This is a genomic window from Flavobacterium sp. UBA5153 (genome assembly GCA_002413745.1).
Taxonomy (GTDB): domain Bacteria; phylum Bacteroidota; class Bacteroidia; order Flavobacteriales; family Flavobacteriaceae; genus Flavobacterium.
On record DHXP01000039.1, the window covers coordinates 77,594 to 93,062 of the forward strand.

General features: G+C 34.1%; 20 protein-coding genes and 1 pseudogene. 17 read left to right on the forward strand and 4 right to left on the reverse strand.

Annotated features, from left to right (window positions below; genetic code table 11):
• Positions 1–14: 14 nt before the first annotated feature.
• The 8 genes and pseudogenes from B2145_RS08275 to B2145_RS08310 all read left to right on the forward strand — a co-directional run.
• Positions 15–803, forward strand: a pseudogene (locus B2145_RS08275) (RHS repeat-associated core domain-containing protein); the annotation flags it as partial.
• Complete coding sequence (locus tag B2145_RS08280) at positions 803–1,321, forward strand: hypothetical protein (protein WP_291100846.1); 519 nt, start codon at positions 803–805, stop codon at positions 1,319–1,321. The pseudogene B2145_RS08275 and the gene B2145_RS08280, both read left to right, overlap by 1 nt.
• A gap of 140 nt (positions 1,322–1,461) precedes the next feature.
• Complete coding sequence (locus B2145_RS08285) at positions 1,462–1,842, forward strand: RHS repeat-associated core domain-containing protein (protein ID WP_291100848.1); 381 nt, start codon at positions 1,462–1,464, stop codon at positions 1,840–1,842.
• A gap of 131 nt (positions 1,843–1,973) precedes the next feature.
• Positions 1,974–2,339, forward strand: coding sequence for a hypothetical protein (locus B2145_RS08290; protein ID WP_291100851.1), 366 nt, complete (start codon positions 1,974–1,976; stop codon positions 2,337–2,339).
• 5 nt (positions 2,340–2,344) lie between these two features.
• Entirely contained in the window at positions 2,345–3,157 is an 813-nt protein-coding gene (locus B2145_RS08295; protein WP_291100853.1) for a toxin-antitoxin system YwqK family antitoxin, read from the forward strand.
• 101 nt (positions 3,158–3,258) lie between these two features.
• A complete protein-coding gene (locus B2145_RS08300; protein ID WP_291101022.1) occupies positions 3,259–4,173 on the forward strand; it encodes an RHS repeat-associated core domain-containing protein in 915 nt (304 codons plus the stop codon).
• A 472-nt stretch (positions 4,174–4,645) separates the two neighbouring features.
• Positions 4,646–5,503 carry an RHS repeat-associated core domain-containing protein gene (locus B2145_RS08305; RefSeq protein ID WP_291101025.1) on the forward strand — a complete coding sequence of 286 codons (858 nt, stop codon included), beginning with the start codon at positions 4,646–4,648 and terminating at the stop codon, positions 5,501–5,503.
• 2 nt (positions 5,504–5,505) lie between these two features.
• Positions 5,506–5,949 (forward strand): DUF4304 domain-containing protein, encoded by a 444-nt coding sequence (locus tag B2145_RS08310; RefSeq protein WP_291100855.1) that lies wholly within the window; start codon positions 5,506–5,508, stop codon positions 5,947–5,949.
• Between the two features lie 52 nt (positions 5,950–6,001).
• Here B2145_RS08310 and B2145_RS08315 read toward each other — a convergent pair whose 3' ends face one another.
• The 3 genes from B2145_RS08315 to B2145_RS08325 form a co-directional block, all read right to left on the reverse strand.
• Positions 6,002–6,337, reverse strand: a complete 336-nt coding sequence (locus tag B2145_RS08315) for a type II toxin-antitoxin system PemK/MazF family toxin (protein ID WP_291100858.1) — start codon at positions 6,335–6,337, stop codon at positions 6,002–6,004.
• Positions 6,338–6,446: 109 nt separating this feature from the next.
• On the reverse strand, positions 6,447–6,614 hold the full coding sequence (locus tag B2145_RS08320; RefSeq protein ID WP_291100862.1) for a Txe/YoeB family addiction module toxin: 168 nt from the start codon (positions 6,612–6,614) through the stop codon (positions 6,447–6,449).
• Between the two features lie 96 nt (positions 6,615–6,710).
• The gene (locus B2145_RS08325) at positions 6,711–6,929 is read right to left on the reverse strand and encodes a DUF2683 family protein (RefSeq protein WP_291100864.1); all 219 of its coding nucleotides are present in this window, start codon (positions 6,927–6,929) and stop codon (positions 6,711–6,713) included.
• 346 nt (positions 6,930–7,275) lie between these two features.
• Here B2145_RS08325 and cyoE point away from each other — a divergent pair, with 346 nt between their 5' ends.
• The 8 genes from cyoE (at position 7,276) to B2145_RS08365 (ending at position 12,372) form a co-directional block, all read left to right on the forward strand.
• Positions 7,276–8,178, forward strand: a complete 903-nt coding sequence (cyoE, locus tag B2145_RS08330) for a heme o synthase (RefSeq protein ID WP_291100867.1) — start codon at positions 7,276–7,278, stop codon at positions 8,176–8,178.
• A gap of 2 nt (positions 8,179–8,180) precedes the next feature.
• Complete coding sequence (locus tag B2145_RS08335) at positions 8,181–8,768, forward strand: cytochrome c oxidase subunit 3 (RefSeq protein WP_291100869.1); 588 nt, start codon at positions 8,181–8,183, stop codon at positions 8,766–8,768.
• 42 nt (positions 8,769–8,810) lie between these two features.
• Complete coding sequence (locus B2145_RS08340) at positions 8,811–9,785, forward strand: cytochrome c oxidase subunit 3 (protein ID WP_291100872.1); 975 nt, start codon at positions 8,811–8,813, stop codon at positions 9,783–9,785.
• Positions 9,786–9,804: 19 nt separating this feature from the next.
• Entirely contained in the window at positions 9,805–10,155 is a 351-nt protein-coding gene (locus B2145_RS08345) for a cytochrome C oxidase subunit IV family protein (RefSeq protein WP_291100874.1), read from the forward strand.
• Positions 10,156–10,231: 76 nt separating this feature from the next.
• Positions 10,232–10,873 (forward strand): hypothetical protein, encoded by a 642-nt coding sequence (locus tag B2145_RS08350; protein WP_291100876.1) that lies wholly within the window; start codon positions 10,232–10,234, stop codon positions 10,871–10,873.
• Between the two features lie 12 nt (positions 10,874–10,885).
• Positions 10,886–11,572 carry an SCO family protein gene (locus tag B2145_RS08355; RefSeq protein WP_291100878.1) on the forward strand — a complete coding sequence of 229 codons (687 nt, stop codon included), beginning with the start codon at positions 10,886–10,888 and terminating at the stop codon, positions 11,570–11,572.
• A 1-nt stretch (position 11,573) separates the two neighbouring features.
• Complete coding sequence (locus B2145_RS08360) at positions 11,574–12,113, forward strand: DUF420 domain-containing protein (RefSeq protein ID WP_291100879.1); 540 nt, start codon at positions 11,574–11,576, stop codon at positions 12,111–12,113.
• Positions 12,106–12,372 (forward strand): hypothetical protein, encoded by a 267-nt coding sequence (locus B2145_RS08365; RefSeq protein ID WP_291100881.1) that lies wholly within the window; start codon positions 12,106–12,108, stop codon positions 12,370–12,372. The genes B2145_RS08360 and B2145_RS08365 overlap by 8 nt, the downstream gene beginning before the upstream one ends.
• 53 nt (positions 12,373–12,425) lie before the next feature.
• Here B2145_RS08365 and B2145_RS08370 read toward each other — a convergent pair whose 3' ends face one another.
• Complete coding sequence (locus B2145_RS08370; protein WP_291100883.1) at positions 12,426–13,835, reverse strand: DUF4403 family protein; 1,410 nt, start codon at positions 13,833–13,835, stop codon at positions 12,426–12,428.
• A 195-nt stretch (positions 13,836–14,030) separates the two neighbouring features.
• On the opposite strand from B2145_RS08370, the gene B2145_RS08375 reads away from it, so the two are divergent.
• On the forward strand, positions 14,031–15,467 hold the full coding sequence (locus B2145_RS08375) for a TolC family protein (RefSeq protein WP_291100885.1): 1,437 nt from the start codon (positions 14,031–14,033) through the stop codon (positions 15,465–15,467).
• The last annotated feature ends 2 nt before the right edge of the window (positions 15,468–15,469 follow it).

The window sequence follows — 15,469 nt, forward strand, 5'->3', positions numbered from 1 at the left end:
AGTACGGCTTTCAGGGGCAAGAGCTCGATCCCGAGACAGGCATGGAGGCTTTTCAGCTCAGACTCTGGGATGGTAGACTAGGTAGATGGATGAGTCCTGACCCGTATGGGCAACATTCCTCTCCTTATTTAGGAATGGGAAACAACCCAATAAGTGCAGTAGATCCTGATGGTGGAGATATAATATACTTAAATGCGTCAACTTCAGTTCCTGTACCTGGAGGAGGAGGGTATTTTGGACACGCTGCCGTACTAATTGGTAATGACCACGATGGATGGAGGTATTTGTCTATGAATGGAACAGCAGCAAAAGGCGAAAATGGTTGGTTTTATGGTGATAGTAGATTTGCAGATTTAGGAAATATAAAACAACAAAACGATTTTAGAGGTACTAAATTAACTGCCAAAGAAGTAATACAGATAGTAAATAAATCGAATGGGGCAATAGATAGACATCATTACGATAGGGCTGTTAGAATCAGAACATCCGGATTTGAAGACGAAATAGCGTATCAAGCAGCAAAAAAACAAGCGAATAGCGAAAAATACGGTATATGTGGGTCATCTTGCCTAGATGTTCCTCAAGCGGCTTTTGAAGCCGTTGTGAAACATCGATTAAATACAAGTGATTTAAACTTTTTTGACGCAGGTAATTATGGTTTTAAAATGTTAATCCCAAATCAATACTTTGATAATTTTGGAATATTTATGAGAAATATAAATTCAGATTTGGGAAATAATCCATTTAAAATTAAATCTGATTATACAATTACTGTTGGTCCAGTAGAAGAAATTAAGAACTAATGAAGAAATCAAGATTTAAAATTATTTTTATATTAGTAATAATTATTTCAATGTTATATTTTGGAATGGTATTAATAAATTCATATTTTGGATGGTATGGATACGAAAGATGGAAGTATAGAAGAGTAACTTATGGGGACATAAGACAGTCAGTTTCCAGAAAAGTATTTGTAAAAAAATTAATGTATGAATCTAATGTCGATTTAAAATATTTTAAAGTTTATCTTGAAAAAGGGTATTGGTGTGGTTACGATAAGCTAGACGATACAAGATTTGAAAACACCTCAAAATATCCATATCAAGTGTCTTTCAATAATGGGGACACTATAAAAAATGTTGTTTTTAATATTTCAAATTATAATAAATTTGATTCTATAGATAACAACATTTTAAATGTTTGCGTTTATTTAGAGAAGCCTTATTTAAAGGATACAATTGTATTGAAAATAATAAAATTTGACGGGAGTAAAGACTCTATTGGATATATAAAAGTTTGGGATAAGACAAATAAAAAATAGTGATTTGCCTGTTTACGGATTAAAGCGTTTGGGGGTTTACAACAGGTCAAGTGCAACGAGTACTTATGAAATTACGGATCATCTGGGCAATGTGCGTGCGGTAATCCAGAAAGTAAACGGCAGTCCTGTGATAAAATCCTTTGCTGATTATTACCCTTTTGGGGAGCAATTGCCGGGCAGGAATTCTAATAGTGGTAATTACCGTTACGCCTTTCAGGGGGCAAGAGCTCGACGGCGAAACTGGTATGGAGGCGTTTCAGCTTAGGCTTTGGGATGGCAGGATTGGAAGATGGTTGAGTCCTGACCCGTATGGGCAATATGATTCGCCTTATTTAGGAATGGGGAATAATCCAATTGGAAATATCGACCCTGATGGAGGATATTCTTGGTTAGGAGCAGCTTGGCGTTATGCTGCTGGCGGTTTTGAAGGAGATTTTCATAAAAGTACAAATGAAAAATGGGGCTGGGGTACTACATATGAAAACACGAGTTTTAACCCTGATGGTGAGGTGTTGGCATAATAGCTCATCAAGATTTTGGGCAAAATAGAGGGTATTCTAATATAACCTCTGGTGGTTTTGGTAGCGTTAGTCTTCCTGTTTTTAATTTATCTGGCGGAGTTTCAATTTACGGAAATAGTAAGGATAGACAAATGGATGTACTGTCTGGAACACCTGAATGGTTTATGGATTATACCGATATGCCAATTTTTGGAAAACCAAATGGATATGATGCCAAAGCATCAAGTATATTAAAAGTATTACATACAGCAGCTGATATTTTAGATACTAATGATAAAGTTGATCCAATTCTTAATATCTCAAATTCAAAAGAAATTAAAAAAACCAAAATACAATATAATTACGAGATACACTTTAAAACTAAAGAAGGAAAAGCTGTTTGGACGCATAATCAATGGGGAACAAAAAATAATATAGATAGTATAATAAATACTAATTTAAAAGCCGGAAATTACCAAAGTGGGGAAACAGTAATTTTACAAACAATTAAATACTAATAAGAATGTTTAAACGAATTTTAATTATAGCTTATTTACTTATATTTATTTCTTGTGAAAAAAAAGAAATTAAATATTATTCTAATGGCAGCATATTTAAAACATATAAATTAAATAATAATAAATTAGATGGTGATTATAAAGAGTTCTACCTAAATGGCAATATTAAAATAATTCATAAATTTAAAGAAGGAGTTTTAATAGATTCTTCTACTTATTATAATCAAAGAAAACAAATAACAGAAATACATTATCACTCAAGCGATAGTGCTGATTATGTTAAAACATTTGAAAAAGGCATTTTAATATCTGAAGGAAGATACTATTCAAATCAAGAAAGAGGAAAATGGAAATATTATTATGAAAATGGTAAATTAAAAATGATAATTGAATTTATGGATTTATGTGGTAAGCAATATACTAATCAAGGTTGGAATTTTGATAAAAAAGGTAATTCCATTAAAAAATTCGGGTATGAAAATTACTATACATTAACAATGCAAAAGAAAAACTATAAAGTAAATGAAGATATTAGCTTAAAAATTAAATATAAGCCAATATTATTTTTGAATTCAAATTCTTTAATTTGTATGAGTCCAAAAATAAACAAGACTTTTTGTAATTTAAACAATGTTAAATTGGATACCATTTATTCCGCAAATCATAATTTTGACATTAAATTATCATTTTCTACTAAAGGAAACAAAAACTTGAGAGGATTTATTAAAGAGTTTTATAATAAAAAGGCAGATTCGAGAGATTCTACTACGTATGGAGATAGATTTATTTATTTTGATATACCAATCAAAGTAGATTAGGAAGGGTTTACAACAGGGCAAGTGCCACGAGTACTTATGAAATTACCGACCATCTGGGCAATGTTCGTGCGGTAATACAAAAAATAGGTGGCAACCCGGTAATACAATCCTATGCCGATTATTACCCTTTTGGGGAGCAATTGCCGGGCAGGAATTCTAATAGTGGTAATTACCGTTATGCTTTCCAAGGGCAGGAGCTCGACGGCGAAACCGGAATGGAGGCTTTTCAGTTAAGACTCTGGGATGGAAGGATTGGTAGGTGGCTTTCGCCTGACCCTTATGGGCAGTATGACTCGCCTTATTTAGGGATGGGGAATAATCCGATAACGGGGATTGATAAAGATGGAGGCTGGGTTGTAAATGCAATAGCAGCTGTTGTGGGAGGTGCGGTTAGCGGAGGAATAAGTTATTACAACCAAGGTGGGTTTTCAGGTAACAAAGTTGATTGGGGAAGAGTTGCACTAGCAACTGGTTCAGGAGCATTGGCAGGTGCAACTTTAAATTTAAGTGCGGCTATTGCAATAAATATGACCAGTGATGTTGGAGATCAATTAATTTCAAATGGAGGTAATTATAATAAGATTAATATCACGCAAACAGTTATGAGTGGAGCTTCTACTTATTTAGGAGGAAAAATAGGAGGTGCCTTGCTTTCTAAAAATGTTTTACCATCAATTCGAACTATAATAGATAAGGTTCATGCTGACAAAGCTTTTTTATATGGAGCAGAAGTTGTTGGACATAATTTACCAATAGAAGTAATTAATAAACAAGCTTTAAAACTAGCAACTGGATTGTCAGAATTTGTAGGAGGAGCTGCTGGATTTGGTGCATCTAAACTATCCCCTAAATTTAGTGGCGATCCAGCAAAAAAGATATTTAAAGGTTTTCAAAATCAAATGTTTAATTTTCAAAATCAATTTTTCCAAAACCAAATGTTTAATAATACTTCTTTTCCAAAACCAAAAGCAACAGTAACAGTAGGAACAGCAATCATGACGGGATGGTCAGAATAAAATTCCTTTAGAATTTTATTCTGCAATTTAATAATTGAAAGTGAATTAATTAATAATTATTTTAAACTAATGAATAAATATTTAATATTATTTTTTAAATTATTATTAGGCGGGTTAGTGTCAGGTTTATTAATATTTGGTATTATAAGTTTTTGTAATTATATAGGGACTCGCTATGGTGAAGAGAATGGCTTTTTATCATTCATTTTCATATCTATAATCATCATTTTGACTTTATATCTGATTAAAAGAAATAAATCCAGACCACTTGAGTAACCCCCTGCTGGCGCAAGTAGAAATAATATCAACAGCTAGCGCGATGCCTCTGGATCGTGCCACAATCGAGAGCAGCCAAAACAAGTCAAAAAGCAAAGCTCGGTTCCTGATATGCTCTATTTTTTTGTTGGATGGTACAGCTTTATAAAGACCTAAAAATGTTAGCAAACAAAAAAATGCATAACTTAAAAAGAAAATCGATTATTGCTTTCAAAACCGTTATGCTTTTCAAGGGCAAGAGCTCGACGGTGAAACCGGAATGGAGGCATTTCAGTTAAGACTCTGGGATGGTAGGATTGGGAGATGGTTAAGTCCTGACCCGTATGGAGAGTTTCACAGTCCATACTTGGGGATGGGAAATAATCCTGTTAGTACTATTGACCCTGATGGGGGATGTACAATATGTCCAAATAATGGAAAAGCTGGGGATACTTTTAATCATCCTGCTTATGGTACATTAACTTCTGATGGAAATGGTAATTGGAATAGTTCGCAGTATGGGACTATATTGAATGATGTATCGGTTTCTAAAGGTAGTTCAACTCTTTCAACAGCAGGAGATATTGCACTAGGATTTGTTCCTTTTTCAAGTACAATAGATATGTACAAAGGAGCTAGAGATGGTAACTGGGGACAATTTGCAATGGGTGCAGCATTTGTTACTTTTGATGCGCTTACTTTGGGTACTGGTTCACTTGTTGAAGGAGGAATAAAAGCAGCAATAAAGGTTGGAGAAAAACAATTAGCAAAAGATGCATTTGAAGATCTTGCTAAAAGCGGTATAAAATACACAAAATCAAGTATGACTCTTGGACGTGAGGTACACGCAAGTTATAGGATTACAAATGTAGTGAAAGGTGTTGCAGAAAAAGAATTTAGACAAATACCTGGAATACGTCCCGATTTTGTAGATTTAGAAGCTAAAATAATATATGAGTTAAAACCATTTAATAAAAATGGCTTTAGATCAGGAACTAAACAACTGGCGAAATATAAACCACTATTAGAAAAACAATTTGGAGGTGAATTTAAAACAGTTTTAGAATTTTATTAAAAATGGAAAAAAAAGATTTAGTTAAACTTATTGATGAAAAATTTTCAACTTTAGGTTTTAAAAGAAAAGCGAATAATTGGATATTTAATAATGCTGAACTTTCAAAGGTTATTAATTTGCAAAAGTCAAACTTTGGAAATTTTTTTTACATAAATTATGGATTTATAATTTTAAAATTAGAACTCACGACTACTACACATTTTGAAAAGCGTTTGGGTTCAGTGAATAAAATGGAACAAAAAAGGATTACAGATTTACTTGATTTAAGTAATGATTTGGATGATAATGAACGATTGTTAGAATTAAATAAACTTCTATCAGACCAAATAGTTTCTGATTTTCAGAAAATAAATACGGAGGATGATTTATTGAGGGAATTGAAAAAATTAAAAAGTCTAAATGCAGTCCTCTTAATTGTTAAAAAATATTTCAACTTAACGGAATAATTAATCTAAATTTCAAGCATAAAAAAACAGGCGAGATTGCCTGTTTTTTTGTTTACATATCAAACACTTTTTTGAGAGCTTCTTTAATATCGTCGAGAGTTGAATTATCAATATTTCCGAGTTTTTTTATCAATCTTTCTTGCGAGAGTGAACGCACTTGAAAACAATCGGCAGAAGAGTCTTTACTTAAACCGTTGGTTTTGTTGGGTTCTATTTTTACCATCCAAGGAGCTACTTGGTAATGGTCTTTCCAGTCGGTTATTGGCACAATTACTTTTAGGGGTAACTTTCCTAATCTATCATCATTAACAATAATAGCAGGTCTTTTTTTCTGTATTTCTGCTCCTTTTGTTGGGTCAAGGTCACCCCCCCCCGCTAGTCCTAGCATTAGGCAACACTGGGCTAGTGCGAGTTTCAAACTCGTACCCACCAACGAGAGCAAGCAAAACAAGTCAAGAAACAGAAAAAAACAGGCAAATTTGCCTGTTTTTTTATGCCTAATAATGAAACTTACAAGCGATAATTTTGATAAAAGTATCTTCCACCCTGTAAACAAGTCGGTGTTCTTGGTTAATTCTACGAGACCAGTAGCCAGTGAGGTTATATTTTAAAGCTTCTGGTTTTCCAGTTCCTTCAAAAGGATGTTCTGTAAGTTCGTTTAACAAAAACGAATATTTTTTTCAAAACAATTTTATTGCCTGATTTTTTATGAAAATCAATATCGTTTTTAGCTTGGTTGGAAAAATCTAAATGATAACTCATTACAATCCTAAAAAACTTTGTAAATCTTCTTTTTTGACACGGGTAGATTTACCTTCTTTGAATTCTTGTTTGCTTTTTTCTATTTTTTCTACAAACTCAGGGTTGTATGGCTTTTCTTTAGAAATCTCAAACTTAATTTTCAAAGCTTTCATAAACGCTTTTACGGCTTCAATTTGTGAATCGTCTTCGGTATATGCCGTGATATTAATTGTTTGCATAATTTTAAATTTTATAATTTTCACTTATGCAAAGTTACAAAAATATCAGCTTTCCCGTTAAATACAGTAAAAAACATCTTTGTGTCTAATCGCTCGGATTGTCCAGTTCAGATAGTGAGGGTTTTTGTTGTAAATACGGACAATTACAAAGCGAATCAGCCCCGCAAAGTGTTCATTAAAAAGCGGTTTGCTCTTCGAAGGTCTCCCGACCTCGAAGCAATGGTTTTTATTTGAGAAGAGTTCTGTAGTGAAATTATTAAAAAAAAATTTTATGAAATGTTTTTTGCCAATTCCCTTTCGAAAAACTATTTTTGCAAAAGTTTAAAAAAAATAAACAAAGCAAACTTTGAATAATACACCAAATACTATTTCCATAAAATCCATATACGCTGATTTCAAGGCAATCACTAAAGCCGGACTGGCTATTAGTGTTGTGTTTTCGTCTATTGCCGGTTTTATGCTGGGTATTCCTGATTTCCATTCTTTGGACTGGATGGTTTTGTTAAAACTGGCCGTTGGTGGTTATTGCATGGTGGGCGCATCCAATGCCTATAACCAAGTCATCGAAAAAGATTTGGACGCCTTGATGGACAGAACCAAAAACCGTCCCGTTCCCGCAGGAAGAATGTCGCCAAACTTGGCTTTGGTTATCGCCAGCATTCTTACTGTTATTGGATTAGTGTTGCTTTATACCATCAATCCAAAAACGGCAATGTTTGGCGCGATTTCCATATTTTTATATACGAGTATTTATACGCCTTTGAAAACAATGACATCTTTGTCGGTTTTTGTGGGTGCTTTTCCGGGAGCGATTCCGTTTATGTTGGGCTGGGTTGCGGCAACAGGCGATTTTGGCATCGAAGCCGGAACCTTGTTTCTCATCCAGTTTTTCTGGCAATTTCCCCATTTTTGGGCAATCGGCTGGTTTTTATATGAAGACTACGAAAAAGCGGGTTTCTTTATGTTGCCAACAGGTAAAAAAGATAAAGGAACGGCCTTGCAAATAATTTTATACACGGTTTGGTTAATTATTGCATCACTTTTACCGGCCTTGGGTTATACCGGCCGATTATTTATTACACCAATAGCCTCTGTTTTTGTATTTTTGCTCGGGCTTTGGATGCTTTATTATTCAGTGCGGTTATATAAATTGAGAAGTGCAAAAGCAGCAAGAACCTTGATGCTGGTTAGTGTTTCTTATATTACTTTATTACAATTAATTTATATATTTGATAAAATTTTAAGATAGTTATGACAACAACAATGACAACAGCGGAACACCAATCAAGAACAACAAGATCATACAAATTGTTGTTATTGTTCGCAATGATCAGTATGACGATGATGTTTGCAGGACTTACAAGCGCATTTGTGGTAAGTAAATCCAGAGCCGATTGGTTGAAGGATTTTCAATTGCCAACGGCGTTTTATTTCAGCACCGCAGTAATAATAGGATGTAGTGTCACTTTTCATTTGGCGAAAAAAGCCATTCAAAAAGACAATCAAAGCGCAACAACTGCTTTCCTTTTGGCTACTTTGGGATTGGGGATAGGATTTGTGATTTTGCAATTTGTGGGTTTTAGTCAAATTGTGGCCAATGGGTATTATTTCACAGGAGCCGAAAGTTCTATCACGACAACATTCCTATATATTGTTACGGTTGTGCACTTGATACACCTTGCTGGCGGATTAATTTCGCTTTTAATTATCATTTTTAACCAATTTAAACAGAAATACAATTCATCTCAAACCCTTGGTATTGAGTTAGGTGCTATGTACTGGCACTTTCTTGATTTGTTGTGGGTTTATTTATTTTTCTTTTTATTTTTCTTTAAATAAGAAAAAATTGTAGATTTGGAAACTTTTTAACGAATAACTTTTATGGATACAGTTACTACTGAAAATAGTGTGGGAAAAACTTGGGGAGGCGACAATGAGCCAATGGGAGCAAGTTATGGCAAATTAATGATGTGGTTTTTTATCGTGTCAGATGCTTTAACATTCTCGGGATTTCTGGCAGCTTATGGCTTTTCAAGATTTAAATTTATTGAAACTTGGCCTTTGGCCGATGAAGTGTTTACACACGTTCCATTTATGCATGGTGTTTCTGCACCAATGTATTATGTGGCATTTATGACTTTTATTTTGATTTTTTCATCAGTGACAATGGTTCTCGCCGTTGATGCCGGTCACCAATTGAATAAAAAGAAGGTTACGATTTATTTATTTTTAACTATAGTTGGAGGTTTGATTTTCGTGGGCTCACAAGCTTGGGAATGGAAAAATTTCATCAAAGGTGAATACGGGGCAGTTGAAACAACAGGAGGAAGTTTACTTCAGTTTGTCGACAAAGAAGGACACCGTGTGGCGCTTGCTGATTTTGCGGCAACTTTGCCTGTAGAAAGAGAACAATTGGCAAGAAATAAAGGAAAATGGTTTATGGAAGAAGCTTCTTTGCCTACTTATACAGTAGCTGAAGTTCAAGCAGGTTTCAAATCTCACCCAGATATATTGGTTAGAACGGAGACCATAACTGCCGAAAAGAAAAAAACAGTTCTTTCCAGAAGTGAATCAGAATTGCGTTTAAATCAGGCAACTTTGGTTGTAGAAGGTGCGAACTTGACCAGAAATGAATATGGAAGCAAGTTATTTGCCGATTTCTTTTTCTTTATAACAGGTTTTCACGGTTTCCACGTATTGTCTGGAGTAGTTATAAATATCATCATATTTTTTAATGTTCTACTTGGAACTTACGAGAAAAGAAAAAGCTATGAAATGGTAGAAAAAGTGGGACTGTATTGGCACTTTGTCGATTTAGTTTGGGTATTTGTATTCACGGTTTTCTATCTAGTTTAATTTACAAAAAGTAATTATTATGTCACACGCACACGTATCTAACACAAAAAGAATTTGGACCGTTTTTGGTTTTCTATCTGTAATAACAATTGTTGAGGTATTTTTCGGGATTGTAAAACCTGAGATTTTACACATGAACAGTTTCTTGGGTTTGACCTTGCTAAACTGGATATTCATCATCCTGACATTGGTTAAAGCCTATTTTATTGTGTATGCTTTTATGCACATGGAAGGAGAAAAAACAGCTTTAAGAAATGCGGTAGTTCTACCGCTAATTTTTCTGGTTATTTATTTGCTTTTCATTCTTTTGACAGAAGGGCATTATATTTTTGGGGTTTTTAAAAACTCCACTATCAAGTGGAATTTTTAACAATATATTAATTCAAAAAAAGGGTACGCATTGCGTGCCTTTTTTTATTTTTGTACTTTAGTTATATTATAAAATAATGAAAAAAAATATCGTCCTCTTCGTTCTTTTTGTTTTGCCTATTGTTGCCTATCTTTTTTTCGCATCTGGAATAAATAGTTTCACGAAATTACCTATTATCACGCCTAAAGTTGCCGATTTTGGAAATTGGAAATCTTTAAAAAACGAAAAAGTAAGTTTGAATGATAAAATTACAATTCTTGGCTTTTCGGGTTCCAATATCTTGAAAAACAGGGGTAATTTCTTTAATTTAAACGAAAAAATTTATCAGCAATATCACACTTTCAAAGATTTACAATTTGTGGTCATTTGTCCCTTGGGAACAGAAACCGATGCCAAGAAAATTGTCGATGCTTTGGCAGCATTTACGGATGTTTCCCAATGGCACTTTGTGTTTACTTCGCCCGAGGAAATTAATACCTATTACAATCAACTAAAACTCGTTGGAAAATTGGATTCGGATTTAGGAACTCCAAACGTGTATATTGTTGATAAAGAAAGGAACTTGAGGGGAAGAAAACAAAAAAAAGGGTATAAAGAAGGGTACAATACCTTTCATCCGGCTGATTTGAGCAATGAAATGTTGGATGATTTTAGAGTAATTCTTTACGAATATCGAGCGGCTCTCAAGAAAAATCACAATGCCACTAAACAACTTTAATCCTTATAAATAATGCTTAAAAACAAATCATATATAGGAATTTCATTTATTATTCTAATTTTTGGTATTTATGCCATTCCAAAAATAATCGATAGAGTGCAAAAGGATGAAATTGTAAAAGGAGACCGATTGGACAAAGTTTCTAATTCCTCAAAAGAGGATGGAGAATTAATTAAAATGGGTGTGGCGCCAAAATTTGAATTTATAAATCAAGACAATGTCAAGATTTCTAACGAAACCTACAAAGGCAAAGTGTATGTTTTGGAATTCTTCTTTACCAGTTGTCCCTCCATTTGCCCAAAAATGAATCAAAGTATGTTGGTTATTGAAAATACTTTTTTTGGCAATCCTAATTTTGGCATTGTTTCCATTTCCATTGACCCGGAACATGATACCCCGGCAGTTTTGAAGGCTCACGCCAAGTTATTGGGAGTTAAATCCTCCAGTTGGAATTTTTTGACGGGTGACAAAACTGCTATTTATGATTTGGCCAATAAAGGTTTCAATGTTTATGTAGGTGAAAATCATAAGGTCAAAGGTGGTTTTGAACATTCTGGATTGTTTGCCTTGATCGATAAAAAAGGATATATCCGATGCCGAAAAGACGATTATGGAAATCCGATTTTATATTATGATGGTTTGGATAAAAAAGGAGTAAGGAACATTCAACAAGACATAGCAATTTTATTAAAAGAATAAGATGGAAGATAATTCATTGGAACAAAAATTCAGCAAATATATAGTAATAGTATCAATCGTAATTCCGGTCGTGGTTGCGCTGCTTTTTAGTGTTAAATTAAAAGATTTTGGATACGATGTCGAGCCACTTTCTTTTTTGCCGCCAATTTATGCTGCAATAAACGGAATCACGGCTGTTGTTTTAGTCGCTGGAGTTTTGGCAATTAAAAACGGAAAAAGACAGCTACACAAACAATTAATGACAACCGCAATTGCACTTTCGTTGACTTTTTTAGTGATGTATGTGGCGTATCACATGACTACTGATTCCACAAAATTTCGTGGAGAAGGAAGTATTAGATATGTTTATTTTTTCATTTTGATAACGCATATCCTTTTGTCTATTGCAGTTATTCCGTTGGTTTTGATAACGTATGTTCGGGCTTTAGCCAATAAATTTGACAAACATAAAAAAATTGCCAAAATCACGTTCCCTATTTGGTTATACGTTGCCGTTACCGGCGTTGTAGTTTATTTAATGATTTCTCCTTATTATGTTTAGTAAAGAAAATAGAGTAGAGAGAATAGAGAAAAGAAGAATTGGGTTAAGAGTATATTTCTATATTCTATGCTCTATTCTCTATTCTCTTTCTTCGAATGCCCAATGTGCCATGTGTCGTGCCGCTTTGGGAGGTGAAGCAAATAAAGCACAAGCACAAGCCGTAAATGATGGTATTGTTTACTTGATGGTGATTCCGTATTTACTTATGGGTGTTTTAGGTTATGTTATTTACAGAATGTGGAAGAAGAAATCTGCCTAAACTTTCAAAACTGCAGCCTGAAATCTGCTCCCGATGGCTCCCGGAACTGAATTCTACTTCAAACCATCCACGCCAACATTTACAGTGCCATTTACTTTTATAAAGGCAATGATGGCTTTGTTGGTCAATTGAATTTTTTGGAATTGAATATCCTCCATTTTTCCATTGATAAAAACGCCTGACATAGGCGAATAATTTTTCAAATAAATCATCATATTTTGTTTTCCTTCTTCTAAATTTGGAATTATGGAATAGCGACAACTTTCCTGTATTTTTTTCAAAACCAAACCTTGTGCCAGCCAGTTGGCGGTTCGCATTAATTTATTCTTGGTGTCCAAGGCATAATCCAGTTTGTCAAAAAACAATTCTTTTGTTTGCTCGTTATATTGAGGAAAACCTGTCAAATAAATCGTTCCGTTTACGGTTCCCAAAACATCTAAAGCAATCACCATTTTGCCGTCTTTGTGCCAAATAGCCACTTTTTGAACGGTTACTTTTTTGCTGCCGGAACCAAATTCCTGTCCGGAAAAATTCTTCGTCATTATTTTTGAAGCTTCTGCATAAGTGGAAACTGCGGCGATATTAGCCGTAATCTGATTTGGAATCCGAGTCACTGGTTTCAATACGATTTTTGACGCATCAAATTTTGACTTGGGTTGATTTCCTATAATTGTTTCCATATTGCATTTTATCCCCATTTCCAGCAAAAAAGTGTCGTTTTTAAGTTTGGCATTGGTCGAATATATTTCTACAGGAACAATTCGAAGCCAACTTTCATAAGCCTCGCTCATTTGAAACGGAGTGCAAATTTTTTCCAAAGCCGCCAAAACATTAGGTTTAAAATCCATTGATTTTTCAATGGCGGCATCAATCTTTTTTTCGATTTTCGATTTGAAAAGTTTTACCGCTGGGTTGATAAGATAAGTGACAGGAACATTTTTTCCAAAAACTGTCATTGTTGGACTTTCATTCCATTCCAAAGATTTTAGTTCCGTCTTGGTGTTTAGTTTCCAATTGGTCAAAGCCGCATCACTTATCAGGGTCACGACTCCGTTGAGGTTGAATTCCTTGGTACTGTATAGCTCAACTCCTAAAGTCGTTGTGCCAATTCGATATTTAACCATGGCCTTTAACGGCAAAACTGTTTTGATTTTTCCGCCTGAACTTTCTTTGTCATTTCCGATAGTTATTGGAGCCAGTTTCCAAATTTTCATCTCAATATCATCGTCTTCAATGTTGTTGTCTTCATAAATTAAACCATTCAAAAGGATGTTGGTTTTATTTTCAATATCCTTTAACTTTATGCTAATGGGCAAATTGATAAAAGAAGGTGCATTTTCGTAAACCAAAGGACTGGCGTCGTCTGGTTCGGGTTTTAAAGCGGCTATTTTTTGGGAAGAGGAACAGCTCGAAAGCGAAACTATGAATAGGAAAATAATTGGAATCGAAAGGAATTTTAGCATTTTATCTTTATTTTGAAGATGCAAAATTAATAAAACAAATATGTTTTTTGGATTTTTTGTAACAAATAGAGTTATTAAAAGTCTAATACTTTTGTAACTTGATCCCAGAAAATAATTCTTGCATTATATGATGGTTTTTATAGGATAAGAAGTTATATTTATGTAGTATCTTTGTTACACTTTCATTCAAAAAATATGAAAAATAATAATTATATCAGTCTGGTTTTTATTGTGCTATTTAGTTTGTCAATCCAGGCACAATCTAAAAAATGGACATTGGAAGAATGCGTGAAATATGCCATACAAAACAATATTTCAATCAAGCAAACCGAGTTAGATTCTAAAACTGCGGATATTGATAAAAAAGGGGCTATAGGAAATTTTATACCTTCGTTCAATGCCAATGCTTCCCATTCTTGGAATGTTGGGTTAAATCAGGACATTACAACTGGACTTTTACGTAATCAAACAACACAGTTTACTTCGGCTGGAGCAAGTGTAGGTGTAGATATTTACAAAGGTTTACAGAATCAAAATACGCTTCGAAGAGCCAATCTTTCGATTGTTGCGGCAAAATATCAATTGCTAAAAATGCAGGAAGACGTTGCGCTTAATGTTGCCAATGCATTCTTGCAAGTGCTTTTCAACAAGGAAAACCTAAAAGTGCAGCAAGAACAATTGTCCATAAATGAAAAACAGTTAATTCGTTCCGAGGAATTAGTTCGTGCGGGTTCAGTCCCTCGCGGCGATTTGTTGGATATAAAAGCAACAGTGGCATTGGATAACCAAAAAGTCATTGCTGCCGATAACGCCTTGTTAATTTCAAAATTAAGTTTGTCCCAATTGTTGCAACTCAAAGATTTTGAAAATTTTGACATAACAGATGAAACTTCTGCCAAAGACGAAAATAATATTTTGTCACAAACTCCAACGGACATTTACGACAAGGCAAAAGAAAGTAAAACGGAATTGAAAATTGCCAAAACCAATCTGGAAATTGCCGAAAAAAATGTTGCAATTGCAAAAGGAGCTTTTCAGCCAGTTTTGAGAGGTTTTTATAATTTAAGTACTCGAGTAAGTTACGCAGATAGAGTTTCAGGTTATGAAACTAATGTAAATAATCCAACATCAGTAATTGGTTTTGTTGAAGGTACAAATCAAAATGTTTTGCAACCTAATTTTTCACCAGTTCTAAGTAAATCTGCGCCATTTTTCAATCAGTTTAATGATAACAAAGGGCAATCTTTTGGAGCGCAATTATCGATTCCCATATTTAACGGTTTTTCAACCAGAAATAATGTAGAGCGTTCCAAGGTAAATTTAGAAAAATCAAAAATAGCGTTAGAACAACAAAGCCTGGATTTGCAAAGAAATGTTTATACCGCATTTACGGATGCCAAAGGAGCTTTGAATGCCTATGAATCCTCGCTTGTGGCGCTAGAAGCAAGGCAAGAAGCCTACAATTATGCCAAAGAAAAATATGCGGTGGGTATGATGAATTCTTTTGACTTTAACCAGTCGCAAACCCTGCTTTCCAATGCGCAATCAGAGGTTCTTAGAACGAAATATGATTATATTTTTAAAATAAAAATTTTAGAATTCTATTTTGGAATTCCAATTCTCAAAAACTAATT